Source organism: Sulfitobacter indolifex (assembly GCF_022788655.1).
GTDB lineage: Bacteria > Pseudomonadota > Alphaproteobacteria > Rhodobacterales > Rhodobacteraceae > Sulfitobacter > Sulfitobacter indolifex.
In genome coordinates this window covers 2652254-2676762 of the sequence record NZ_CP084951.1, presented here as the reverse complement: position 1 = coordinate 2676762, position 24509 = coordinate 2652254, and the positions used below count along the sequence as shown (strand labels likewise).

Sequence of the window (24509 nt, the reverse complement as noted above, 5' to 3'; positions counted from 1 at the left end):
CAATTAGTTCTGGTCGGGTTTCAAGAATCCGACCAACAGCGCCGACAGGGCCACCATGATCGCCGCCGCCCCCAGCATCAGGGGCAGCCCACCGATTTGATAGCTCAGCCCCGACATCAACGTGCCCAACAGCCGCCCGGCGGCATTGGCCATGTAGTAGAACCCCACATCCATCGTCACCCGCTCGGCCTTGGTGAAGGACAGGATGAGGTAGGAGTGCAGGGAAGAGTTCACCGCAAAGACCGCGCCAAAGGCCAGCAGGCCGATGACCAGTGTGGCGGTCAGCCAGTCCTGCGGTCCGTCGCTAAACAGCGCGGCGAGTGTCAGCGCCGCAGGCACGGCGACCAATGCCCACGCCCAGCCCTTCGCGGCTAAGACCAACTCACCCGCAGGTCGGGATTTGGCGCGTAACAAGCGCGGCGCATAGATCTGCACCAAGCCATAAAGGATCACCCAGACCGCCATGAAGGTGCCGATCATGAAGAACGCCGCGCGGTTGCTTTCTTCCGTGCCGTCCGACAGGATCGCGTAAAAGTAGATGGGGATGCCCACCACGAACCAAACATCCCGCGCGCCAAACAGAAACACCCTTGCCGCGCTCAGCCAGTTCACATTGGCGGATTTGGAGAAGACTTCGGAGAACTTCGCGCCCTTGCGGCCCTTGGGCAGACCGGGCGGCATGGCGGTCAGTACGGCGATCAGGATCAGCGCAAGGATTGCCGCCATGCCCAGCACGGCCCAGACAAAGCCGAGCGTGGCCAGCAACGCGGCCCCCAACAGGAAGCCCAGACCCTTAACCATGTTCTTGGACCCGGTCAGCAGCGCCACCCAGCGGAACAACCCGCCACCCTCAGCCGGGGCAAGCAGCTTGACGGCGGATTTAGAAGACATTTTGGCCAAATCCTTGGCCACCCCGCTCGCCCCTTGCACCAACATGACGAACACCACCGAGGCACCGACCGCCCAAGACGGATCAAGCTGCGCCAGCGCCAGCAGCGCCACGATCTGCAAGCCCAGCCCCGCATAAAGCGTCGAGGCCAGCCCGAACCGCGCCGCGATCCAGCCCGCGCAAAGGTTGGTAACAACGCCCGCGATCTCATAAAGCACAAAGAGATAGGCCAGTTGCACGGGCGAAAAGCCAAGCCGGTGAAAGTGCAGCAGCACCAACATGCGCAACGCGCCGTCGGTCAGCATAAAGGCCCAATAGGCCGCCGTGACCGCGATATAGGCCGAAAGCCCCTCGGGGCGGGTCGCGCTCTGGCTCACAGACTTGCCCCGACCATCAGCGCTACGTCAACCAAACGGTGCGCATAGCCCATTTCATTGTCGTACCATGCGTAGATTTTCACCTGCGTGCCATTCACCACCACGGTAGAGGGCGCGTCGATGATGCTTGAGCGCGTGTCGTTGGTATAATCAGCTGAGACGAGCGGGCGCTCCTCATAGCCAAGGATGTCCTTCAACTCCCCTTCGGCTGCGGCTTTGAACAGGGCGTTTACCTCTTTCACCGTCGTTTCACGCTCTACCTCGAACACGCAATCGGTCAATGAGGCGTTGAGCAACGGCACCCGCACCGCATGGCCGTTCAAACGGCCTTTGAGTTCGGGGTAGATCAGCGTAATCGCTGTGGCGCTGCCGGTGGTCGTGGGGATCAGCGAGTTCAGGGCCGAGCGTGCGCGGCGCAGATCTTTGGCTGGGCGGTCAACGATGGTTTGCGTGTTGGTCACATCGTGGATCGTAGTGATGGAGCCGTGCTTGATCCGCAGCGCTTCGTGGATCACCTTCACCACCGGGGCGAGGCAGTTGGTCGTGCAGCTTGCCGCCGTGACGATCCGGTGGCGCGCGGGATCATAGATGTCATCATTGACGCCATAGACGATATTGGCCGCATCGCCGTCTTTCACCGGGGCCGAAACCACGACCTTTTTCACGCCAGCATCGAAATAGGGGGCGAGCATGGCCTCGGTCTTGAAGACCCCAGTGCAGTCGATCACCACATCCACCCCGTCGAGCGGCAGCGCGCTCAGGTCGCGCGTGCCGATGAAGGGCAGGCGGGTGCCGTTGATGCTCACGCTGTCAGCGTCATGGGCGAAATCAGCCTGCCAGCGGCCATGTACCGTGTCGAACTCCAGCAGATGCGCGTGCATCTCTGGGTCGCCGACGGCGTCGTTGATCCATGCGATTTGCGCCCCTTGGTCCAGCAGCGGTTTCAGGGCGAGCTTGCCGATGCGGCCAAGGCCGTTGATGGCGTAGGTGGTCATGCGGGGGTTCCTTCTTTGTTGGTTTGGCCAGCGTCATCGAGCGCTTTTTGCAGCGAGATACGGTCGAGCGAGGTAAGCGGTAGGCTGGTAAAGCCCAGCATGCGATTGCGCAGGGTGCCATAGGCTTGCTGGAACGCGAGGCTCTTTTCGGCGTCGGACCCGTCGACCTTCACCGGGTCGGGCAGGCCCCAATGCGCGGTGATCGGCTGGCCGGGCCATGTGGGGCATTCTTCGTTCGCCGCCTGATTGCAGACGGTGAAGACAAAGTCGAAGGCTTGAGCATCTTCGGCCTGAAACTCGGATATATGTTTCGACCGCAGCTGCGCCACGTCATGACCCTTTTGCCTAAGCACCTCCACAGCGAAGGGGTTCAATTCGGATTGTGGCCGGGTGCCTGCGGAATAGACGTTAAATCGGTCCCCCGCGAGGTTACGCAGGATGCTTTCCGCAAAGATCGACCGCGCTGAATTGCCGGTGCAGATGAACAGCACATTGAACTTGTCATCAGGCACGGGAAGGTTTTCATCAGGGGAGGTGAGGGGCACACAAATCTCCGGCCGGCCGCGGCAGCAATCGTTCAGCAGATAGCCGATGGTGTCGCGGGCCACCTCTAGATCAATCGCATAGCGCAGGGACGTGCCCTGCCGTTCTTGAGTGACCAAGCCGGACTGCATCAGCGCGCCGATATAGGTCGAAAGCGTGTTGGGTTTTAGACCAAGCGCCAGTGCCAGTTCGGTTGCGGGCACGCGATCGGGGTAGCGCCGCATCAGCAGCCGAAACAGGGCGAGGCGCTGCGGATGGCCAAGGGTGGCAAGGCGGTTAGGTATTGTTGCTTCCATAATTCGTGAATTAGGGAATTAGGTAGATTTGGGCAAGTGAAGTTTTTGTAACAGAGACGCGGGTGATAGGATCATACGGCCCCGCATCACGATGATTCACCAACCCTGTAAATTCTACCAGCTTTACACAGGCCAGCCGTGGAAATCAGCCAAAGTATGCTGAAAATTTAACCAAATCATAACAAATGCTTAAGGATCGAGAGGGCGAATCTTGTTATTCGTGTTTGCGGCTGCACTGAATGAAAGCCAGACAAGAGTTGCGTGCTACGGCTGACGCAACCTTTCAGCAGGGCCTGCCATTTGGCCCTGCCGCGGTCCTCGCCATGGAAATCGCGCCCCTGTCCGGTGTTTTGGACAACTGAGTTTTTGTAAGGGGTGCCACGGTTTTCAGGCGGGGGCCGTCATATACTGCTTCGCGCCTAACACCCCTCCATTGGCTGGGGTGATCCGTCCCTTTTACCTTAGGTAATGGGGGTAATTATGCAACGCTTAAGCCTGTTTCGCGTATTCCGAGAAGCCATTCAGCCCACCGCATATTCCCTCACGGGTTGTGTCGCCCTATGATGAATGCTCAATTTAATATCGTTTGAGTATTTGAGCGCCGCCCCATGGTGACCCCCCTTTCCGACCGCTATCTCGACTTGAAAGAGCAGCAGCCAGATCTCAAAACTTCTGAGATCCTCAATGTTCTGGCGCAGGACATGGGGCTTAACAATCTATCTTATCTTGGGTTTCACAAGGACCCCTGCGGCGGCAGTGACCCCGTCATCCATACAACCTATGACCCCGCTTGGTTGGCCCGTTACCAAGAGGAAAATTATCATCTGATTGATCCCGTTGTGGACAGTGCGCTTGAAGGCACCTTGCCCGTAGACTGGAGCGAATTGCCCAAAGTCGACCGGGTGACACGGGACTTTTTTGGGGAGGCGATGGAGTTTGGCGTGCGTCAAAACGGCGTGTCGATCCCCATTCGGGATCATGTGCATGGCAAGGCGGTGCTGACCCTGAACTCTGATCTGCGCATTCACGAATGGCGCAAATACAAGCGCGGGATCATTGCCGATGCGATCTATCTGGGCTGCCTGCTTCAAAGCGATTTGGTGGCTGGGATCGCCGGGGGAGAACCGGGGCCAAGGTTAAGCCGCCGTGAAAAGGAAGTGCTGAAATGGGCCGCCGTGGGCAAAACGGCTTGGGAGACGGCGCAGATCATGACTGTGTCCAACAGCACCGTGAACCACCATCTATATAACGCCTGCGCTAAGCTGGACGTGGCCAACAAGACCCATGCGGTGGCCAAGGCAATCCGGGCGCAGCTTATCACGATCTGACACGGGTCTTTGCAAAACGCGGCGCGTCGCGTTAAGCGGCTGCCAGCATAGGAGAGCGATATGGAACTGCGCGACAAACGTATCTTGGTCACCGGCGGCAGCGACGGGATAGGGCGGCACATCTGTCTGAAGCTCGCAGAGACTGGCGCACGGCTGGCCATTCTGGGCCGGGATGGAACGCGCCTTCAGGCGGTGGCCGAAGCCTGCAAAGCCGCAGGCGCGTCCGAGGCCATCGGGCTGACCTGCGACCTTCAAGACCCCTTGGCGATTGATCAGACCGCCGCGCAGGTGGTGGAACGTTTTGGTGGGCTTGATATTCTTATTAACAACGCGGGCATCTGGCATAAGGCCGGGCCACTCGACACCATTGCACCCGAGATGTTGCAGGCCACCGTGCAGACCAATTTGACCGGGTTAATGCAGATGACACAGGCGACGCTGCCTGCGCTGCGCGACAATGACGAGGCGATCATTCTCAATGTCGTTTCCAAATCCGGTGTCGTGGCGCAGGCCGGGCAGTCGGTTTATACGGCCACGAAATACGGTGTGCGTGGCTTTACCGAAGTGTTGAAGGCGGATGAGGAAAACACCGGCGTGCGGGTCGGCGGGCTTTACCAGTCGGGCACCAATACCGGCATGTTTGCCAAGGCCGGAGAAGACGTGCCGAACCACATTTTCACTGAACCGGATGATCTGGCCGATGTGGTGGTCTTTGTCCTCTCACGCCCGCCAAAGCTGTGGATTCACGACATCCGGATCGAGCTGTAAGGGCGGTCAGGTGGTAATCTGTAGCGTGCTATCATCTTGGGGCGTGGGGGTTTCTTCCGCCCCAATGCCGAACTCAACATGGAAGGTTGAGCCGATTTCGACTTCGCTTTCGTAAAACAAATCTCCCCCCATCTGCCGCGCCAGTTGGCGGGAGATATGCAGGCCAAGGCCGGAACCTTGAGTTGATTTCTGGCCGTCGTCATCAAGCTGCCCAAAGCGACCAAAGACCCGTTCTTCCATTCCGTCAGGAATACCGCGCCCGTGATCGCGGATAGAGATCCGCACGCGGCCTTGGTTGGTCGTCAGCGTACCCTCCACGGTGTTGCCCACATGGGAGAATTTGACCGCGTTGGAGATCAGATTGTCGACCACTTGCCGGATGGCAAAGGCATCGCCCAAGACGACGGCAGCTTGATCGATTTTGCCAATATCGAGCCGCACGCCACGCTCATGGGCATACATCCGGTTTTCCTCAATGCTGTCGCGCAGCAGGGTCGGCAGATCAACAGGCAGCCACTCAAGCGAAAGTGCCTGAACCTCAAGCTTTTGCACCAAAAGTATATTATCGACCAACCGTGACAGGCGAACGCCGTTGCGGTGGGCGATGTCGAGCGAGGACCGCAATGGTCCTCTGACCTCGCCGAGCTTGCCGCTCAGCGCCAAGGCTAACCCCCCCTTTAATGAGGTGAGTGGCGTGCGCAATTCATGGCTCACAACAGAGATAAATTCATCCTTGGCGCGGTTGGCTTCATCGGCCTCTCTCAGCGCCTGCTCAAGGGCTGTCGTGGTGGCGATCCGCTTGGTCACATCGACAAAGGTAACGCTCCAGCCGATGGCGGGGCCAGCGGGGGCAAGCGGGTTTTCGATGGGGTGAACGCGCGGCTCGTACAGACGCTCATTGTAGGTGATATGCGAAGTGGTGCCCTTGGCAGTCTGTGCTTCGATCCCGGCAATTAGATCAGTGCCCCAGTTCGGATCAGAGAGAATGCCGCTGCGCTTTGCCGCCGCGTTTGAACGGACTACGCGGCGCCGCGCGTCAAGCAGGACCAGCGGCTCGCTCATTGTGTGAAATAGGGTCGATTGCCCGACCGAGGGCATGTCCATCGTCTTGTTCGTCACCAGCAACCAAGAAAAGGCGAGAATACCCAAGGTGAACATGAAGGCCGTCGGATCGAGCCCCAAGACCGTAAATCCAAAGAACGCATAGGCTGCATTCGCCCCCAGCGGGGTCAACGTAATGACAACCAGCATCGTCAACAACGGCCAAGCGGACCGCCTAGCCCGGAAAAACGCGCGGGCAAGCCAAGTGAGCGTTGCCATCACGAATGTATAAAGGACGGCAAGCACAAGGAAATACCCCGCCCCGTGCACAAACGTGATCCGGTCTGAGCCCGGCAAGATCGCCGTTTCCGTAGTATAGATCAGTTGGTGCGAGCCGTTAGTCGCGGCCAAGGCAAATGCCCCCAGCGGTACAGCTACAAGCGCCAAAAGGCTGATCCGCCGGTGCGCTTTGTTTGGGGGGCCGACATAGTCGAAAATAAAGAATGCCCATGCGACGGGCACCAGACCATGACCCAACCAAGCCAGTTGCGCCTGTTGCATCTGGCAGTCAAAGGCGACTGTTGCAGCTTCGGACCCGACCATTATCAGGGTCCAGATCATTCCGACGAATGTCAGTGCATAGTAAACCTTGCCTTGAAACTGCTGAAATCTGAGCGTCCACAGCGCGACCGCTGCGGCGATCGTACTGACGGCAAGCACGGCCCAATAGACCGGGTCCAGCATCAGTCCTTGAAGACAGGTTAGCATGGCAGATTTACCTATGAGCCAAATACAATGTGCGCAGATAAGCATTAAAATGCGGCGCAAATTAGACCGGGTAGTGGCGCATTGAGGCAGGTAAGCGCAACCCTTGGATGTGAAGGGGGCTATTTTGCACAGGTGTTTAAGGGCAGGGGGCGGCGATTGGGCTGGCATTTGGCCCTCTATGCCCGTCGGGTCCAGCATCTTGTGACAATTTGTTCGGGGCTGCGTATGGCCACGGCAATGAAGCCGCCGGGCGTGGCATGGCGGGAAATCACGCTGCTTTTTGTCGCTCGCACTAGGGCTGGTGCATTTGACTGCGCAGTGTCGAATTAACGTTAAAAAGAACGCACTCGAACAAGGTTTCGCCGCATTCCTTGCGCAAGGTAGTTTGATTATCTTGAGGTTAAAAATGCTTTCAGTTGCTCATTCTATGCACTCCGACCACGATACGACTTTGGTCTTGCTTGCAGCGCTTTTGTGCACATTCGGCAGTTGGGTGATTACAAATCTTTACCGGCACGCGCTCAAGCAAACGCCGCGTCAGGCATTGTTGTGGTATTTAATGACTGCCGTCACCTCGGGCATTGCGATTTGGTGTACGCATTTCATCGCCATTCTCGCGTACCAACCCGATGCCCCGGTAAGCTTTGATCTGGGCCTCACCTTCACATCGCTCGTGATTGCAATTCTTGGGTGCACCATCGGCATTTTGATTGCAGGAATGTTCCGCCTGTGGGTCACGACCGTCCTCGGAGGGGTGATCTTGGGGCTGTCGATCTCGGCCATGCATTACACCGGGATGGTCGCCTATCGTGTCGAAGGCATTATCCATTGGGATAAAAATTACCTTATCGCGTCTGTCTTGCTCGCGATGGTCTTTTCCACTGTCGCCCTGTTCTTTGGCGCGCAGAACCATCGGTATTCCACGCTCAAGATGACACTGGCCTTCGCACTGGCGATTGTTGGTCTTCATTTCACCGGCATGGTCGCGTTTCAGGTGACACCGACGACTTTGATGGGGGGCTACAGCAACCCTGATGAGTTCAAGTTGCTGGCGCTGGTGATCGCAGGAACTGCGGCGATGATCGTGCTGGGCGGGCTGTTCACTTATTTCATCGAAAATCGCACACGGATGGAAAACATCGTCGAGCTGCGTGAGGCACGCGATGAGGCGCGCAATGCCAGCCGCGCCAAGTCAGAATTTATGAGCGTTCTGAGCCATGAGCTTCGCACGCCGCTGACCATTATCAACGGCTACGCCAGCTTTCTTACGAACCTCAAAGGTCATACGATTGCCAAGCTGAAACCAAACGAGCCGATCTCTAAGGTCCACTTTGATGACCTGGGCGACCAGACCGAGCGTTACGGGGGCCGCATCAAATCGGCAGGCGATCACCTGCTGACGATCATCAATGAAATTCTCGACTACACCAGCATCGAGTTGAACTCGATCAAACTTAACAAAACCTCGTTCCAAGCCGGTGATTTGCTGGCCGAGTTAGAAGAGCAGTTTCAGGGCTTGGCGAAAGAAAAGCAGTCGCTAATAGAGATTGAGTTTGATGCGTTCAACGTGTTGGCTGACCGTGGGCGCTGCAAGCAGATCCTGATCAACCTCCTTGGCAACGCGCTGAAATTCTCCTCGGCCTCTAACATCCGCATGCGTGCCAAAATGATCGGAGAGACGTGCCGCCTTGAGATTGAAGACAACGGATGCGGTATGCCGAAAGAAGACCTGGAGCGAATTTTTCAAGCCTTCATCCAAGCCGAATCTGCAACAAAAAGTGCGGACGGTGGCACCGGTCTGGGTCTCGCGATCAGCAAAAAGCTTGCCGCGGCGCATGATGGGGACATTCATGTAGAAAGCACTATCGGGTCCGGGACAAAATTCACCGTGGATTTGCCAAATTGTGCCTTCATCGTAGAGGTGGAGAAGGCGCGTGTCGCGGCTTAGTTGACCAAAGCGGCGGTGTCCTGCGTGATAGGCTCGACGCCAAAGCTGCCTTTCGGCCAAATCGGAACCGGTCTATCTGGTGGCCTCGCAAATTTTGCTGACGGCCTGTTGTTCGGCCTTGCGAAAATGGCGCTCCCTGAAGGATTCGAACCCTCGACCTGCCGATTAGAAGTCGGCTGCTCTATCCAGCTGAGCTAAGGGAGCACTCGGCCGCTTATAGGGCCAAGCTTTGGGTCGCATCAAGAGGAACCCGACCTGGGCCGGAGGGGTTGTGGTTTCATCTGACATAGAACCCAACGGAGGAACGCCATGTATCTGTGCAATATCCTACTCGGGGCCGCATTGGTCACAACTGGCGCCGTAGCGGCGCAGGCCGAAGGCCACATGCAAACGGCGGCGACCGCTCAGGTGGCTGGCAAATCCGATGATATCACTGGGAGCGTTACATTGAACACGACGGCCTCAGGCCGGATGCTGGTCAAGATTGATGTAACAGGCGTGCCAACAGGGACGCATGGCGTGCACCTCCATGAAACCGGCGACTGCTCTGCAGATGATTTCACCTCGGCTGGTGGTCATATCGCGGGCGACCATCAACATGGCGTGCTTGTCGAAGGCGGGCCGCATCCGGGTGACATGCCCAACATGGTTGTTGGTGATGACGGCGTGCTTCAGGCCGAAGTGTTCCTTGATCTGCTCGACATCGACGGCATGATCAAAGACGATGACGGCGCTGCTTTTGTCATCCACGACGGCGCAGACGATTACACGTCGCAACCCGCTGGTGATGCCGGCTCACGCATTGCCTGCGGTGTGTTTGAGGCGTCCTAAAACGCCCGATTACGAAAAGTTAAGCACCCTTGTCCGTTACCTCGGGCGGGGGTGTTTTGCGGTCACATATTTGCAACGCTGCTCACGCCCTCCTAATTCCTGTCTCATCTTCGCCATATTTCCAGGCGACATCGGGCTCTTACGAAAACGAAGGTCTTAAGGCCTCGGCATCTATAGGGCGCGCGCAGTGGGTTATCAGTTTACCGTCTATGATTGGTCTATGTTTAAGACCCCATCGGATTTGTCAGAAGCCAATCTGACCGGCGATGTGCAGGCCAATGACAGCGCGGCGCGGCACTATGATGCGTCAAAGCCCAGCTGGGTGAACCAGGATTTCAAATTTGAAGGCGGTGACGGCACAAATATCGTCATCAACGACGATGACAGCCATTTCGAAGACGGCTATGTCGAAGAGGGCGGCGCACAGACCCTTGCACAGCCAGCGACGATCAATGGGGTCACCTATCCGGCTGGGGCGGTTCTTGAGAATGAATTCTCCCTGATTGATGCATCCGGTAAAGAGGTCTACGTCCTGCGCATCGATGGGCAGAATGTAGGTTTTGTCTACCCGGCTGAGGAGCAACCCAAGGCTGGCGAAAGCTTTTCAGCCACATCCTCTCGCAACGGCGACGCGATGGACAGCGCCGATGGGGAAAGCTCTTCGGTTCGCTATGCCGAAACCGACACGCGGCCCGGTGTTGTTGATGGCACCTCGGGCAATGACAGCATGGATGCGCACTACACCGACGCCGATGGCGACAGCATCGATGACGGGCGTGGTGGCGGCGCTGAGGGCAATGACGACGTGGTCTATGGCGGCGACGGTACAGACAAGATTGATGCGGGCGCGGGCAATGATACCGTCTTTGGCGAGGAAGGCCGTGATTACATTCGAGGTGGGGCAGGTGACGACTCACTTCAAGGGGGCGGGGGCAGTGACACCTTGGTCGGGGGCGATGGGGCAGACACGCTTGAAGGCGGCGCATGCAACGACGTGCTCAACGGCGGGGCGGGTAACGATGTTCTCGACGGCGGCAGCGGCGACGACCACCTTTGGGACGGCGCGGGCGACGACTATGCTGACGGCGGCGCGGGCGATGATATCTTCTATATGGGCGCAGGCAGTGACACGCTCCATGGCGGCACAGGCAGGGACAGTTTCGTGGCCAGTGACGGTTTTGGCAGCGATACGGTCGATGGCGGCAGCGGTGATGGCGACCACGACTACATCGATTTTCGCGGCCACGGCCAAAGCGTCGAAGTCACCTTCACAGGGTTCGAACAAGGCACCGCAAGCGCGGGCCGCGATCAAATCACCTTCACCGACATCGAAGCCTTCTTTTTGTCCGGGCAGTCTGACCAGCTCGACGGCTCTGCCAACAGCGGAGACTTAGGCGTCAGTGCCGGCGACGGGGACGATACTGTGCTTGGCGGCTCTGGTGATGACTATCTTCTGGGTGAGGGTGGCAACGACCAGCTTGCGGGCGGTGAGGGGAACGACACGATCTATGGCGGCCTCGGGGACGATACGATTGACGGCGGGGCCGGGAATGACTTGCTTGATGGTGAGGAAGGTCACGACAGCATCAGCGGCGGCGACGGGGCAGACCTGATCTACGGCGGTGCGGGGGATGACACACTGCAAGGCGGTGCAGACGGCGACACGCTTTATGGCGGTGACGGTGCGGATGTCATCGACGGTGGGACGGGCAATGACCTGATCTACGGTGACGCGGGCGACGATTCTCTAGAGGGCGGCGCGGGGGACGACACGGTCTACGGCGGCATCGGGAATGATACGATTGACGGCGGGGCTGAGAATGACTTGCTTGACGGCGGGGCGGGCAATGACCTGCTCTACGGCGGTGCAGGTGACGACCAGCTTGAGGGCGGCGGGGGGGACGATATCGTCCATGGCGGCGCTGGAGCGGATGTGATCTCAGGCGGCGCTGGCAACGACAAGCTCTTTGGCGACGCAGGCTCGGATCGCATCAGTGGCGGCGAGGGAAATGATTATGTCGATGGGGGCTACGGCGACGATTACCTTTCGGGCGATGGCAGGGGTGCGGGCGGTGGCCACGACACCCTTGTAGGCGGGGCCGGAAACGACACGTTGGATGGTGGCGCGGGCAACGATCAACTGATCGGCGGGGACGGCAATGACCTTTTCCGCGTCAGCGAGGGCCATGATACTGTCAGCGATTTTGGTTTCGGAAATACCGGACGCACCGGCGATGGTGATTCCAGCAACAACGATGTTCTCGATCTGGGGGCCTATTACGACAGCCTTGATGAACTGCGCGCTGACCAAGCCGACGACGGCATACTGAACCAGTCCAACACCCACGACGATGAGGGCAATGCTGTCGATTACACCGACAACACGCGGTTTCAGGACAGCTCACTCACTGTGAAGAATGCTACGGGTGACAGCTACACCTATGACAACACCGGAATTGTCTGTTTCGCTGCCGGTACCGAGGTGATGACCCCGCAGGGTCCAGTGGCGATCGAGACGCTCAAACCCGGCGATCTGGTTGAGACCTTGGACCACGGGCCGCAGCCGCTTTTGTGGATCGGTCAACGTCATGTCAACGATGGCGAACTCACCGCCAACGAAGAGTTGCGCCCGATCCGAATTGCCAAGGGTGCCTTGGGCAACCACCGCGCGATGTTCGTGTCGCGCCAGCATGGAATGATGATCGGGAGTGACCACCTCGTGCGCGCGATCCATCTGGCCCGCGATATGCCCGGCGTGCGTATCGCCCACGGCAAACGCGAGGTCACCTATGTGCATCTGTTCTTTGCCCAGCATGAGATCATCTTTGCCGAAGGCATCCCGAGCGAGAGCTTCTACCCCGGTCGCACCGCATTGCGGATGCTGTCGCCCGAAGCGCGGGCCACGTTCGACCGCCTGATGCCCGCTTTGGCCAACGCGGAGACGGCAGGGCAGGGTGACCCGGCTGAAACTGCCTATGGTCCCACCGCACGTCCCTTTGCTAAACTATGTGACGTGCCGCTCCCGACGCTCGCTGCATGAAACTTTCGTAGGCTCCGCGCTACTGCGCAGGCGTCTATGGCCCGTGCGTGATGCAGCGTATCTGGTTGCCTGAGAGGTACATGGCGCTGCTGGAGAGGATTGACCTCTCGCACTCAGACTGACGCGCAGCGGCGGGCGTAAGTCGAGAGACCGTCAACCGTGCGAGGGGCTGCGTATCTGACGAAGGGAAGGGTTCATGGTGCTGCTGGAGAGGATTGACCTCTCGCACTCAGACTGACGCGCAGCGGCGGGCGTAAGTCGAGAGCCCGTCAGCGGTGCGAGGGGCTGCGTATCTGACGAAGGGGAGGGTTCATGGTGCTGCTGGAGAGAATTGAACTCTCGCACTCAGACTGACGCGCAGCGGCGGGCGTAAGTCGAGAGACCATCAGAGGTGCTAGGGGCTGCGTATCTGACGAAGAGAAGGGTTCATGGCGCTGCCATAGAGGATTGATCTCTCGCACTCAGACTGACGCGCAGCGGCGGGCGTAAGTCGAGAGACCGTCAGCCGTGCTAGGGGCTGCGTATCTAACGAAGGGGAGGGTTCATGGTGCTGCTGGAGAGAATTGAACTCTCGACCTCTCCCTTACCAAGGGAGTGCTCTACCTCTGAGCTACAGCAGCGCCGTGGGCGGGTGATTAGCCGCAATCGAAAAGGGGCGCAACCCCTGATCTGGACGCTTCGTGCACCCTGCGCTAGATAGGCGGCATGGCAAAGCAAAACGCCCCAGAAAAGACCGTAAAAACGCCGAGCGCTCGTGAGGCGCGGTTGAAGGCTGCGCTTAAGGCCAATATGGGCCGGCGCAAGGCTCAGGCGCGTGCGCGGGCCGAGGATGTGGCGCAGGATACAGGCAATGACCCCGAAGGGTCGGAAAAGGACAGCTGAACGATGGATTCGATTCTGGTCAGAGGCGGCGGCGAGCTGAACGGGCAAATTCCCATTGCGGGGGCCAAGAACGCCTGTCTGGCGCTGATGCCGGCTACATTGCTGAGCGAGGAGCCGCTGACGCTGACCAATGCGCCACGTCTGAGCGACATTCGCACCATGACCGAACTGCTGCGCTCTCTGGGTGCCGAAGTGGCCTCCATGCAAGACGGCAAAGTCATCACGATGGCCAGCCATGGGCCGATCAACACCCGTGCGGAATATGACATTGTGCGCAAGATGCGCGCGTCGAACCTTGTGCTTGGGCCGCTGCTGGCGCGCGAAGGCCATGCCGAAGTTTCGCTGCCCGGTGGCTGTGCAATTGGCGCGCGGCCAATGGATATTCACACTGACGGTCTGGCCAAAATGGGCGCCGAGATTGATCTGCGTGACGGGTATCTTTACGCCAAAGCCGACGGCGGCAAGCTCAAGGGGGCGGTGATCGACTTCCCCTTCGCCTCGGTTGGTGCGACCGAGAACATCCTGATGGCCGCGACGCTTGCCAAGGGCACAACCGTCATCAACAATGCCGCACGCGAGCCCGAGATCGTCGATCTGGCGGACTGCCTGCGCGCCATGGGGGCACAGATTGAGGGCGATGGCACGTCGAGCATCACAATTCAGGGCGTCGATAGCCTGCATGGCGCGACCCACAAGGTAGTGACCGACCGAATCGAGCTTGGCACCTATATGCTGGCGCCCGCCTTCTGCGGCGGCGAAGTCGAACTGCTGGGCGGGCGGATCGACCTGTTGCAGGCGTTCTGCGAAAAGCTCGACGCGGCGGGCATTGAAGTGACCGAGACTGAAGCGGGCCTGAAAGTAGCGCGCCGCAACGGGCGCATCTCGGCGGTCGACGTGACCACCGAACCATTCCCCGGCTTCCCGACCGACCTGCAGGCGCAGATGATGGCGCTGCTTTGCACGGCGGAAGGCACCTCGGTGCTGGAAGAGAAGATCTTCGAAAACCGCTTTATGCACGCGCCAGAGCTGATCCGCATGGGCGCACGGATTGACGTGCATGGCGGCACGGCCAAGGTCACTGGAGTTGAAAAGCTCAAAGGTGCGCCGGTCATGGCGACCGATCTGCGGGCTTCGATTTCGCTCATTCTTGCAGGGCTGGCGGCAACCGGAGAGACAACGGTAAGCCGCGTCTACCACCTTGATCGCGGCTATGAGCATGTGGTGTCCAAGTTGCGCGGTGTGGGTGCGGATATCGAAAGGATCAGCAGCAAATGACCGAAGATGCACGTTTCGAAGATGGCCGCGAAGCGCCGTTGAACCTCGGCGCATTCGATGTCGAGGATCTGACGGTGATCGCGTCGCTGACCCAAGACGCGGTCTTTCCTGCCTCGGAAATGCGCTGGCACCGCACCGGCGCGCGTTTTGCGCTGCTGCTGAACCGGTTGCGGCATGAGGATACGGGCGCTGCACGGCACGCGCCCGAACGTGTGCAATCGATACTGATGTTCAATAATGTGCAGCGTGTGGCCAGCCAAGGCGTGCCCAAAGGTGACGCCGACACGATCCTGTCGCTGCTCGACATCACCTTCGAGGAGAGCGATGCGCCTTCGGGCCAAGTCACGCTTACCCTTGCCGGCGACGGCGCGATCCGGCTGGAGGTCGAAGCGTTAGAAGTGACCCTCAAGGACGTAACGCGCCCCTATGTTGCCCCGTCCAAGAAACGGCCCGTTCACCCCGAGTGACATCGCGTCACGGTGCCAAGGATCGCGAGATGCCTGAACTTAAACAGAATAGATTTACCCGTGGTCGCGTGGCGGCCCTGATGACCGAAGCGACCGGCTGGGCGCTTTTGTTGCTTGGGGTGGCGTTGGCGGTGCGGCACCTCTTGGGCACCGTCACATTGCCGGGCTTGTTGGCGCCTGCGGCAGCGATTGCAGGCGGGCTCTTTGCCATTCTTGCGGCCCATGTTGCGCGGGCCGTTTTCGACAACGCTCAAGACACCCGCGCCATGCGCCTCGCGCAGCGGTCCGCCCCCAGTGCCGCCGCCAAAACCTCGGGCCTGCGTGCTGAGCCCAGCCTGCGCCGACCATCCGCGCCTTGATACCTTTGGGCAGCCCGTTGCGGTTGCCCCCTTTTTCGAAAGCCTGAACCCATGCCTGTCACGCTCGATGCCTCCGCTGCCGATTTCGAAGCTGCGTTCGATAAACTTCTGAACGCCAAACGCGAAGACAGCCCCGATGTCGACGCCGTGGTGGCCGATATCATCGCCGATGTCCGCGCACGGGGCGACGCCGCTGTGATCGACCTGTCGCAGAAATTCGACCGCGTGACCCTGACGCCAGACACGTTACGCATCAGCGCGGCAGAGGTCGACGCAGCCGTCGCCGAAGTCTCCCCCGAAGATCGCAAAGCCCTAGAGCTCGCCGCCGACCGCATTCGCGCCTACCACGCGCGGCAATTGCCCGAGGACGCCGAGTGGACCGATCCAGATGGCGCGACCTTGGGCTGGCGCTGGACGCCTGTCTCGGCGGCGGGGCTTTATGTACCGGGCGGATTGGCGAGCTACCCTTCGTCGGTCTTGATGAATGCGGTCCCGGCCAAGGTGGCGGGGGTGGAGCGTCTGGCCATGGTCGTGCCGACGCCCGATGGCGTGTTGAACCCGCTGGTGCTGCTGGCGGCCCGCATTGCTGGGGTGGATGAGATTTACCGCATTGGTGGCGCGCAGGCTGTGGCCGCGCTGGCCTATGGCACCGAAACGATTCCGCCGGTGGACAAGATCACCGGGCCGGGCAACGCCTTCGTCGCCGCCGCCAAACGGCGTGTTTTTGGCAAGGTGGGCATCGACATGATCGCAGGGCCGTCGGAGATCCTTGTGATTGCGGATGGCGACAACGACCCGGATTTCATCGCGCTTGATTTGCTCAGCCAAGCCGAACACGACGAAAGCGCACAAAGCATTCTGATCACCACCGATCCCGCCTTCGCCCGCGCGGTGGAGGAAGCGGTGGAGAAGCGCCTGCTGACCCTTGAACGCCGTGCGATTGCGGGGGCCAGCTGGCGCGACAATGGGGCGATCATCACCGTGGCCGATCTGGACGTCGCTGCCGCGCTCAGCAACCGCATCGCACCAGAACACCTTGAGTTGTGCGTCGCCGACCCGAAAGCGCTGTCAGAAAAGATCACCCATGCGGGGGCGATTTTCCTTGGCCAGTGGACGCCTGAAGCGATTGGCGACTACGTCGGCGGGCCGAACCACGTGCTGCCGACGGCGCGCTCGGCGCGGTTCTCATCGGGCCTGTCGGTGCTCGATTTCATGAAGCGGACCACGCTCGCGCAAATGACCCCTGCGGCGCTCAGGGCCATCGGCCCCGCGGCAGAGCGGCTGGCCCAATCGGAGAGCCTTGAAGCGCATGGGTTGTCGGTGACCGCGCGCCTGCGCAAGTTGAACGACTAGGGTCGTGGGCGTGCATATGTACTGCCTTTCCCATCTCGCATTGCCCCGCCCTCGGGGCTGCGCTATCCAAGACGACGTATCGCCAGCAAAAAGGATGCGTCGATGACCCGCATCACCCATATCGCGCTTGATGACGCGAACATGCCGCCCCCCACGCCCGAAATCGATCAAGAGCGTAAGGTGGCGATGTTCGACCTGCTGGAAGAGAACAGCTTTGTTCTGCCAGAGCGCGAAAAAGGCCCGGTGCCATCGGGCCCTTACCACTTGTCCCTGTCGATCCGCGACAAGCGGCTGGTATTTGATGTGGAGACTGAAGCCGCTGAAAAAGCGGCGGAATTTCACCTGTCCCTCGGGCCGTTTCGGCAGGTGGTGAAGGATTACTTCCAAATCTGCGAAAGCTATTTTGAGGCGGTCAAGAAACTGCCCCCCAGCCAGATCGAGACGATCGACATGGCCCGGCGCGGCATCCACAACGAAGGCTCCCGCGTGCTGCAAGAACGCCTCTCTGGCAAAGCCGAGATCGACACCGACACCGCACGGCGGCTTTTTACCCTGATCTGCGTTTTGCATTTCGGCGGATAAATGACGCAGCAGCTGCCTCAATCCGTTCTCTTTTGCTGCGACCATAACGCCGTCCGCTCGCCCATGGCCGAGGGGTTGATGAAGAAATTCTACGGCACCGGCACCTATGTGCAATCCGTGGGTGTCAAGAATGACATGGAGATTGACGGCTTTTCCATCGCCGTCTGCGCCGAATTGGACGTGGAACTGGCCCGCCACCGCAGCCGCAGCTTTGACGAGATGGAGGAATGGGGCGACGATCTGGGGTCATTCGATCTGGTAATCGCGCTTAGCCCCGCCAGCCAACGCCGGGCGCTGGAGCTGACGCGGTTTTATCATCTCGACGTGGAATATTGGCCGATCCTAGATCCCACGGGGCTGGGCGAGGGGCGGGAGGCGAAGCTCACGCAGTTCCGCGCCGCCCGCGATCAGATCGTCGGGCGGCTGATTGACCGTTTTGGCGCGCCGTTAGAAGAAAACTAAGCGATTAGGTGTTGGAGCAGGCCGCCGCGGCGCTTTGGCCGAAGGCCTTCCACGTGCTCCAGAAAGCGTTGTGGCTTTTGTTGTCGGATTGGCGCATTTCCTGCAACTGATGCGGATCGCGGAAGATTTTGGCCCCTTGGCGCTGATCTGAGCGGGACAAGGTCTGATCCGCCACAGCCTGCACGCAGCCACAGCGCGTATGGCTCGATTCCCGCCGCCCATCGGCCAAACATGCCTTTTGGATTGGTCCGGTCGCGAAAAGCACCGGAGAGGGCGAAAAACGCCCCACGGCCGCATCGCTGGAATACCGCGACCCGCCACAGCCCGCCAAGACGACGAGCGCCATCAAACTTACAACTGTCCGCATTGATTTGCCCTATTGTTTTGGACCATGGGGTTTTCCCCTTGTCGGCCCGGTCTGCTCTGCCTGCCTTTATGCCGCAAAAGGGGCCGTCGCGCAATTCTCCTTTGGGGTCGAACGCGCAGGACGTTGCGATAAAGCGCCATGTGGGGCGGGTAGGGGCGTCTGACACGCTCAAGGCCAATTGACGCAGGCGCGGCTCTGCGCCATATCCCCCTGCATGACACCGCTTGAAAACATCCGCAATTTCTCCATCGTCGCGCATATCGACCACGGGAAATCCACGCTCGCCGACCGGCTGATCCAATCCACCAAAACGGTGGCCGACCGGGATATGAAAGAACAGATGCTTGACAGCATGGATATCGAGCGCGAGCGCGGTATCACGATCAAGGCCCAGACCGTCCGGATCAACTACACCGCTGACGACGGGCAGGACTATGTCCTCAACCTGATCGACACCCCCGGCCACGTCGATTTCGCCTACGAAGTCTCCCGCTCCATGCGGGCGGTCGAAGGCTCGTTGCTTGTCGTCGACAGCACCCAGGGCGTTGAGGCCCAGACGTTGGCCAACGTCTATCACGCCATCGACGCTGATCACGAGATTGTCCCCGTCCTCAACAAGATCGACCTGCCTGCCGCCGATTGCGACCGCGTGGCCGAGCAGATCGAAGACGTCATCGGCATCGACGCCTCCGAGGCGATCCGCGTCTCCGCCAAAACCGGCATCGGCATCAAAGAAACACTCGAAGCCATCGTCACCCGTCTCCCCGCGCCCAAAGGCTCGCTCGACGCGCCGCTCAAGGCCATGCTGGTGGATTCGTGGTACGACAGCTACCTCGGCGTCATCGTCCTTGTCCGCATCATGGACGGGCAGCTGAAAAAGGGCGACCGCGTCCGCATGATGCAAAACGGCTCCGTCCACCACGTCGACCGCATCGGCGTCTTCCGCCCCGCGATGACAGAGATCGACGTGCTCGGCCCCGGCGAGATCGGCTTCCTGACCGCCTCGATCAAACAGGTCCGCGACACCCGCGTGGGTGACACCATCACGCATGAGAAAAAAGGCACCGACAAAGCGCTGCCGGGCTTCAAACCCGCGCAACCCGTGGTCTTCTGTGGCCTCTTCCCCGTCGACGCGGCCGAGTTCGAAGACCTGCGCGACAGCATCGAGAAACTCGCCCTTAACGACGCCAGCTTCTCTTTTGAGATGGAAACCTCCGCCGCCCTCGGCTTCGGCTTCCGCTGCGGTTTTCTGGGCCTGCTGCACCTCGAAGTGATCCGCGACCGGATTGAGCGCGAATATGACATCGACCTGATCACCACCGCGCCGAGCGTTATCTACGATATCCATATGAAAGACGGCACCGTCGAGCAGCTGCACAACCCCGCCGACATGCCCGACCTCACCTATGTCGACCACATCGAAGAGCCGCGCATCAAGGCGACGATCCTCGTGCCTGACGAATACCTCGGTGATGTGTTGAAGCTCTGCCAAGACCGCCGCGGTATGCAGTTGGACCTCACCTACGCCGGCTCCCGCGCGATGGTGGTTTACGATCTGCCGCTCAACGAGGTGGTGTTCGACTTCTACGACCGCCTGAAATCGGTCACCAAGGGCTACGCCAGCTTTGACTACGCGATGATCGGCTACCGCACCGACGCGCTGGTGAAAATGTCGATCCTCGTGAACGATGAGCCGGTCGACGCGCTGTCGACCATGGTCCACCGCGACCGGGCCGAGACGCGGGGCCGTGCGATGGTCGAAAAGCTCAAAGACCTGATCCCCCGCCACATGTTCAAGATCCCGATCCAAGCGGCCATCGGCGGCAAAGTGATTGCGCGCGAGACGCTGTCTGCGATGCGCAAAGACGTGACCGCGAAGTGCTACGGCGGGGATGCGACGCGGAAGAAGAAGCTGCTGGAGAAGCAGAAGGCTGGTAAGAAGAAAATGCGCCAGTTCGGGAAGGTGGACATTCCGCAGGAGGCTTTCATCTCGGCCTTGAAGATGGACGGCTAAAAGCTGGCCATCTTCAGGGCTGTTGAAAGACTGTCGGCGAAAGCGATTTGGGGCACCCAATTCCAACGCACTTAGGAATTAAGCCTCTGGCATGAAAAATTGAGCTCCCTTCAATCGGAATCCCAATCATTAAGGTTCATCGGAATAGTTTCTCCAAATCGAGGATGAATTTGATCTAGCTTGCGAATGAAATCTCCGTATCCATTGCTCAATTTCATAATGGTCGTCACCGACGCTAAATGCTCTCGCAATTTCGGATGCCCCAGCTCCGGTGTCAAATTTCGATGAAGATGATGTTTTCGTCGTCCAGACGGTAGCTTTGGCGTCGTTCTCGAGAGTTCATCTTTCACACCAGGTGCCAACCGACTGTAAATTACGTCATTGGTCAAATGTCCAAAGTATTGGGGTTTTTTGAAGGTTGTCCCCGGATTCTTGATCCCGCGAAGTCTAAACAGTTCCCTATAAAAATCTTCGGGGAAAGTTTTTACCCACGGTTGAAGCTCCTTAGCAATAAACTTTTCCAGCACGCGAGCGAGCGCATTTGCTGCCCTGTAGTTTTGGTATCCTGTGGCCTCATCAATGAGGCCGATGATTCCAACTCGCGTTAGACCCCGGCTTAGAATTCGGCAGGCTTCAGCAATATGTTTTTGATTGGATCTTAATTCCCCAGCTCGTTCCGCATCCGCAAAAATATCACAGACATCAGGTAAGAGTTCGGCTCGGTACCCAATCATTTCTGAAGCGCCGTCAGAAAAAAATATAGGCTTTGAATTATCCTCTATGTCAGATGGGAAGAACGGCCGCAAATTCTCCGCAGACAAGAATACGGGCGTTTGAAATTCATCGTCAAACTTGCGTCCGCCTTTGACTTTCCCGGTCCGTCCTATAGCGCGAACGAAGCTGGCGCGCGATAACACACGCGTCTCATCATCTAACACATAACAAGCTAGCTCCGCGTTTCCGATTTTTAATGAACCTTCGTGGCCAATCGCTTCACGAAGGTTTCCCCAGCGGCTCGCCGCTGCTTTCCGCGCAATATCAGAACGCCGTTCCGCTGATAGTTTCTCTGCGCGCGAATGACCGCCCTTTGAGTGATGATCTTCAGCCATACGAATCTTCCTTTGCTTGCACACCCGTAATGCAAGCATATGCTTGCAGTGCGGCGAGTGCAAGCATGGCTGCTAAACCCCAAGGGTTTGGGCTGCGCCCGAACCGCCCCCACGGGGCGGGCGCTTCGCTTAATCCCCGCCCCTCGGTTCGGGCGCGGCAGTCCCAATCAAACACACCCAATGTATCCCCGGCCCAATTCTCGCGAATTGTGCGTTCGGCACTTTGAACAGTCCCCCGGACTGTTCAATCCGGCTGCGCCGGACCATGTCTCACCCCCACACGGGGCGGGCGCTTCGCTTTTCCTCGCCCCTCGGTTCGGGCGCGGCGGTCCCAATCAACCACACCCAATATATCCCCGGCCCAATTCTCGCGAATTACGCGTTCAGCATTTTAAACAGCCCCCCGGACTGTTCAATCCGGTCGCACCACCCTAAACCACCCCCATGACATGCCCCCTCTGCGCCACAGCCAACGCCCCGCTCACCCAAACCCCGGTCCCCGGTGGCCCCGCTGACGCCAGCGCCGAGATCTGCGCCACCTGTGCCGAGCAGACCGCCAGCGACACGCCAGACCCTGCCCACTTCCGCGCCTTGGCCTCCACCATGTGGTCCGAAGACCCCGCCATTCAGGTGCTCGCCGCCCGCACCCTCGCCAAAATCCCCGAGCCTTGGGCCCGCGACCTAGCCGAGCAGCTCTACCTCGACGACGAGACGAGAGCTTGGGCCGAGAACGTCCCCCAGCCCTCCGCCCACCGCGACAGCAACGGCGTGCCGCTGGCCTCAGGCGATACCGTGGTGCTGATCAAGGATCTCACCGTCAAAGGCGCGGGCTTCACCGCCAAACGCGGCACCGCCGTGCACCGCATCTCGCTGGTCGCCGACAACCCCGCCCATATTGAGGGCCGGGTCGAGGGCCAGCGCATCGTGATCCTGACCGAGTTTGTGAAAAAGCGCTAAGCCGACACCCGCGGGCCGTGTGTGCTGCCGGGGGAGCATTATGGGGCGTTCCGCGCCAAACCCTCCCACGCGCCGCCGCGCCGCCGCGCCACTCGCACAACCGCGTGAGGTCCTCAATCTCCGCCCGGCATAAGCTTGCCGCACCATCAACGCTGCGTTGAAATGCAGGTCGGGGCAGCTATGTCCCGTATCAGCAACCAACAGGAGCCTGAAATGTCCCACACCCGCCGCCATTTCCTTGCAACCTCCGCTGCCGCTGCCGGCATCGTGACGCTGTTGCCCTTTGCCGCCCACGCCGCCGCGCACAGCGGTGATACATTCGACACGGATGCCGGCCCGATCACGGTACACCCCGTCGATCACGCCTCCATCGTGTTGGAGACACCGGCGGGCGTGATCTATGTCGATCCGGTGGGCGAGCCCGCACAATACAGCGAATTCCCCGCTGCCGATCTGATCCTCATCACCCATGAGCATGGCGACCACTACAACGCCGACACGCTTGCCGCATTGGCCGGGGATGACGTGCAGATCATCACCAACCCCGCCGTTTTCGACATGCTGCCCGAAGCGCTTGCCGCCAAGGCCAGCAAGATCGCCAATGGTGAGAATACTGAGTTCAACGGCCTGCCGATCAACGCGATCCCGGCCTATAACACGACCGAAGAGCGCAAGAAGTTCCACCCCGTGGGGCGCGACAACGGCTATATCCTCGGCTTCGACGGCTTCCGCGTGTATATCTCGGGCGACACCGAAGACACGCCAGAGATGCGCGAGCTGACCAACATCTCGCTGGCCTTTGTCTGCATGAACCTGCCGTTTACCATGGATTCCAACGCGGCGGCCTCTGCTGTGTCTGAGTTCAAGCCGACCTACGTCTACCCCTATCACTTCCGGGGCAAAGATGGCGGCACGCAGGATCCAGAGGCGTTCGCCAAACGGGTCGGCACCGATGTCGAGGTCAAATTCGGCGACTGGTACGGCAGCTAAGCCCTCTCGGCCACGTCTTAACGGGCGTGGTCGATCACAGTGCCATCCCCAAGCGCCGACTGTTGCATAGGTATGTCCCACGGCATGGGGAAGATCGTCTCCATGCGGCAGAAGTCGTGGCCCACCCCAATGAAGCGCGGCATTTGGGGTAGGGCGGCAAGCGTGCGATCATAATACCCGCCGCCGTTGCCAAGCCGGTAGCCTGCGGCATCAAGGCCCAAAAGCGGCGTTATCACCACATCGGGAACAACTGGGCTGGCGGTCCTAGGCACCGGAATATTCCACACCCCACGTGTCATCTCACCCGCTGGCGTCCAGCGGTGAAACACTACTGGCGCGTCTTTGACTTCTACAACAGGCAGCGCGATCTGTGCACCGTGATCGTGCATCTCTGTCATCCAGCCGCGCAGGTCCAACTCCCCCCGGATTGGCCAATAGGCGGCGATGGTCAGGGGCGGGTCGATTGCGATCAACTGCCCTAACGTCTGCGCCACCCGTCCCGACTGCGCGATCAGGTCGTTCGTCGACAGCGCCCGCCGCGCGGCCATCAATCGCGCACGTTCCGCACGGCGAAAGCGGGCCACGTCGCGCCGAGTTTGCGGGTCGACAGGTTGGCCGTTCACCATAAGGTGGGCAAAGCAGGGGGCGCTCTCTTGAGTCATATAGACAGCCTGCCGTGCTGCAGCGTTCCGCGCAAGCGGTGCTATTTCTCCCTGCTAGATCTTTTCATACAGCGTTTTCAGGCGCCTATGGCTTATGGCCCGGTGTGTACGAAGTTTTGCTTGATTGGTTCGGACCTGCAGACTAGCGTGACCTGCGACATATGTGAAACAATGGTTCACATTGCGAAACAAGTCTCTGGGAGGAG

23 protein-coding genes and 2 tRNA genes are annotated in these 24509 nt (G+C 59.5%); 16 read left to right on the top strand and 9 right to left on the bottom strand.

Annotated elements, in window-relative coordinates; all coding sequences use genetic code 11:
• Positions 1-3: 3 nt before the first annotated feature.
• The 3 genes from arsJ to DSM14862_RS13115 are packed head-to-tail and all read right to left on the bottom strand — an operon-like array spanning position 4 to position 3100.
• A complete protein-coding gene (arsJ, locus tag DSM14862_RS13125; protein ID WP_007117743.1) occupies positions 4-1266 on the bottom strand; it encodes an organoarsenical effux MFS transporter ArsJ in 1263 nt (420 codons plus the stop codon).
• Positions 1263-2261, bottom strand: a complete 999-nt coding sequence (locus DSM14862_RS13120; RefSeq protein WP_007117742.1) for an ArsJ-associated glyceraldehyde-3-phosphate dehydrogenase — start codon at positions 2259-2261, stop codon at positions 1263-1265. Before DSM14862_RS13120 ends, arsJ begins: the two co-directional genes overlap by 4 nt.
• A complete protein-coding gene (locus DSM14862_RS13115) occupies positions 2258-3100 on the bottom strand; it encodes an arsenate reductase/protein-tyrosine-phosphatase family protein (protein WP_007117741.1) in 843 nt (280 codons plus the stop codon). Before DSM14862_RS13115 ends, DSM14862_RS13120 begins: the two co-directional genes overlap by 4 nt.
• Before the next feature lie 239 nt (positions 3101-3339).
• Here DSM14862_RS13115 and DSM14862_RS21805 point away from each other — a divergent pair, with 239 nt between their 5' ends.
• The 3 genes from DSM14862_RS21805 to DSM14862_RS13105 all read left to right on the top strand — a co-directional run bounded on the left by DSM14862_RS21805 (position 3340) and on the right by DSM14862_RS13105 (position 5196).
• Positions 3340-3462 carry a hypothetical protein gene (locus DSM14862_RS21805; RefSeq protein WP_007117740.1) on the top strand — a complete coding sequence of 41 codons (123 nt, stop codon included), beginning with the start codon at positions 3340-3342 and terminating at the stop codon, positions 3460-3462.
• A gap of 246 nt (positions 3463-3708) precedes the next feature.
• The gene (locus tag DSM14862_RS13110; RefSeq protein ID WP_007117739.1) at positions 3709-4428 is read left to right on the top strand and encodes an autoinducer binding domain-containing protein; all 720 of its coding nucleotides are present in this window, start codon (positions 3709-3711) and stop codon (positions 4426-4428) included.
• A gap of 60 nt (positions 4429-4488) precedes the next feature.
• Positions 4489-5196 (top strand): SDR family oxidoreductase, encoded by a 708-nt coding sequence (locus tag DSM14862_RS13105; protein WP_007117738.1) that lies wholly within the window; start codon positions 4489-4491, stop codon positions 5194-5196.
• Positions 5197-5202: 6 nt separating this feature from the next.
• On the opposite strand, the gene DSM14862_RS13100 is transcribed toward DSM14862_RS13105, so the two are convergent.
• The gene (locus tag DSM14862_RS13100) at positions 5203-7005 is read right to left on the bottom strand and encodes a sensor histidine kinase (protein ID WP_243254268.1); all 1803 of its coding nucleotides are present in this window, start codon (positions 7003-7005) and stop codon (positions 5203-5205) included.
• A 406-nt stretch (positions 7006-7411) separates the two neighbouring features.
• Between DSM14862_RS13100 and DSM14862_RS13095 the strand changes: the two genes are divergently transcribed.
• Entirely contained in the window at positions 7412-8953 is a 1542-nt protein-coding gene (locus tag DSM14862_RS13095) for a sensor histidine kinase (RefSeq protein WP_040700221.1), read from the top strand.
• Between the two features lie 127 nt (positions 8954-9080).
• Here DSM14862_RS13095 and DSM14862_RS13090 read toward each other — a convergent pair.
• Positions 9081-9157 (bottom strand) — tRNA-Arg (locus tag DSM14862_RS13090).
• Between the two features lie 105 nt (positions 9158-9262).
• On the opposite strand from DSM14862_RS13090, the gene DSM14862_RS13085 reads away from it, so the two are divergent.
• Together DSM14862_RS13085 and DSM14862_RS13080 are read left to right on the top strand one after the other, a co-directional pair.
• Positions 9263-9784 (top strand): superoxide dismutase family protein, encoded by a 522-nt coding sequence (locus tag DSM14862_RS13085; RefSeq protein WP_007117735.1) that lies wholly within the window; start codon positions 9263-9265, stop codon positions 9782-9784.
• A 220-nt stretch (positions 9785-10004) separates the two neighbouring features.
• Entirely contained in the window at positions 10005-12824 is a 2820-nt protein-coding gene (locus tag DSM14862_RS13080; RefSeq protein WP_131541653.1) for a Hint domain-containing protein, read from the top strand.
• 545 nt (positions 12825-13369) lie between these two features.
• Here DSM14862_RS13080 and DSM14862_RS13075 read toward each other — a convergent pair.
• Positions 13370-13444, bottom strand: a tRNA-Thr gene (locus DSM14862_RS13075).
• An 85-nt stretch (positions 13445-13529) separates the two neighbouring features.
• Here DSM14862_RS13075 and DSM14862_RS13070 point away from each other — a divergent pair.
• The 7 genes from DSM14862_RS13070 to DSM14862_RS13040 all read left to right on the top strand — a co-directional run bounded on the left by DSM14862_RS13070 (position 13530) and on the right by DSM14862_RS13040 (position 18204).
• A complete protein-coding gene (locus tag DSM14862_RS13070; protein WP_007117733.1) occupies positions 13530-13706 on the top strand; it encodes a hypothetical protein in 177 nt (58 codons plus the stop codon).
• A 3-nt stretch (positions 13707-13709) separates the two neighbouring features.
• Positions 13710-14981, top strand: a complete 1272-nt coding sequence (gene murA, locus DSM14862_RS13065) for a UDP-N-acetylglucosamine 1-carboxyvinyltransferase (RefSeq protein WP_007117732.1) — start codon at positions 13710-13712, stop codon at positions 14979-14981.
• Entirely contained in the window at positions 14978-15448 is a 471-nt protein-coding gene (locus DSM14862_RS13060; protein WP_007117731.1) for a DUF2948 family protein, read from the top strand. Before murA ends, DSM14862_RS13060 begins: the two co-directional genes overlap by 4 nt.
• A 29-nt stretch (positions 15449-15477) precedes the next feature.
• Positions 15478-15807, top strand: a complete 330-nt coding sequence (locus DSM14862_RS13055; RefSeq protein ID WP_007117730.1) for a hypothetical protein — start codon at positions 15478-15480, stop codon at positions 15805-15807.
• Between the two features lie 51 nt (positions 15808-15858).
• Positions 15859-17160: a histidinol dehydrogenase gene (gene hisD, locus DSM14862_RS13050; RefSeq protein ID WP_007117729.1), complete on the top strand. Its 1302-nt coding sequence runs from the start codon at positions 15859-15861 to the stop codon at positions 17158-17160.
• A 102-nt stretch (positions 17161-17262) separates the two neighbouring features.
• The gene (locus tag DSM14862_RS13045) at positions 17263-17742 is read left to right on the top strand and encodes a UPF0262 family protein (protein WP_007117728.1); all 480 of its coding nucleotides are present in this window, start codon (positions 17263-17265) and stop codon (positions 17740-17742) included.
• Positions 17743-18204, top strand: a complete 462-nt coding sequence (locus DSM14862_RS13040; protein ID WP_007117727.1) for an arsenate-mycothiol transferase ArsC — start codon at positions 17743-17745, stop codon at positions 18202-18204.
• A gap of 4 nt (positions 18205-18208) precedes the next feature.
• Here the strand turns inward: DSM14862_RS13040 and DSM14862_RS13035 are convergent, their stop codons facing one another.
• Positions 18209-18571 carry a hypothetical protein gene (locus DSM14862_RS13035; RefSeq protein WP_243254267.1) on the bottom strand — a complete coding sequence of 121 codons (363 nt, stop codon included), beginning with the start codon at positions 18569-18571 and terminating at the stop codon, positions 18209-18211.
• A gap of 214 nt (positions 18572-18785) precedes the next feature.
• Between DSM14862_RS13035 and lepA the strand changes: the two genes are divergently transcribed.
• Positions 18786-20585, top strand: coding sequence for a translation elongation factor 4 (lepA, locus tag DSM14862_RS13030; RefSeq protein ID WP_007117725.1), 1800 nt, complete (start codon positions 18786-18788; stop codon positions 20583-20585).
• Positions 20586-20695: 110 nt separating this feature from the next.
• On the opposite strand, the gene DSM14862_RS13025 is transcribed toward lepA, so the two are convergent.
• Positions 20696-21694 (bottom strand): P63C domain-containing protein, encoded by a 999-nt coding sequence (locus DSM14862_RS13025; RefSeq protein ID WP_007117724.1) that lies wholly within the window; start codon positions 21692-21694, stop codon positions 20696-20698.
• 444 nt (positions 21695-22138) lie between these two features.
• Between DSM14862_RS13025 and DSM14862_RS13020 the strand changes: the two genes are divergently transcribed.
• Both DSM14862_RS13020 and DSM14862_RS13015 read left to right on the top strand, forming a co-directional pair.
• Complete coding sequence (locus DSM14862_RS13020) at positions 22139-22651, top strand: alkylphosphonate utilization protein (protein WP_007117723.1); 513 nt, start codon at positions 22139-22141, stop codon at positions 22649-22651.
• Positions 22652-22864: 213 nt separating this feature from the next.
• Complete coding sequence (locus tag DSM14862_RS13015; RefSeq protein ID WP_007117722.1) at positions 22865-23641, top strand: MBL fold metallo-hydrolase; 777 nt, start codon at positions 22865-22867, stop codon at positions 23639-23641.
• Between the two features lie 17 nt (positions 23642-23658).
• Here DSM14862_RS13015 and DSM14862_RS13010 read toward each other — a convergent pair whose 3' ends face one another.
• Positions 23659-24303 carry a 5-formyltetrahydrofolate cyclo-ligase gene (locus DSM14862_RS13010; RefSeq protein ID WP_040700218.1) on the bottom strand — a complete coding sequence of 215 codons (645 nt, stop codon included), beginning with the start codon at positions 24301-24303 and terminating at the stop codon, positions 23659-23661.
• Positions 24304-24509 lie beyond the last annotated feature (206 nt).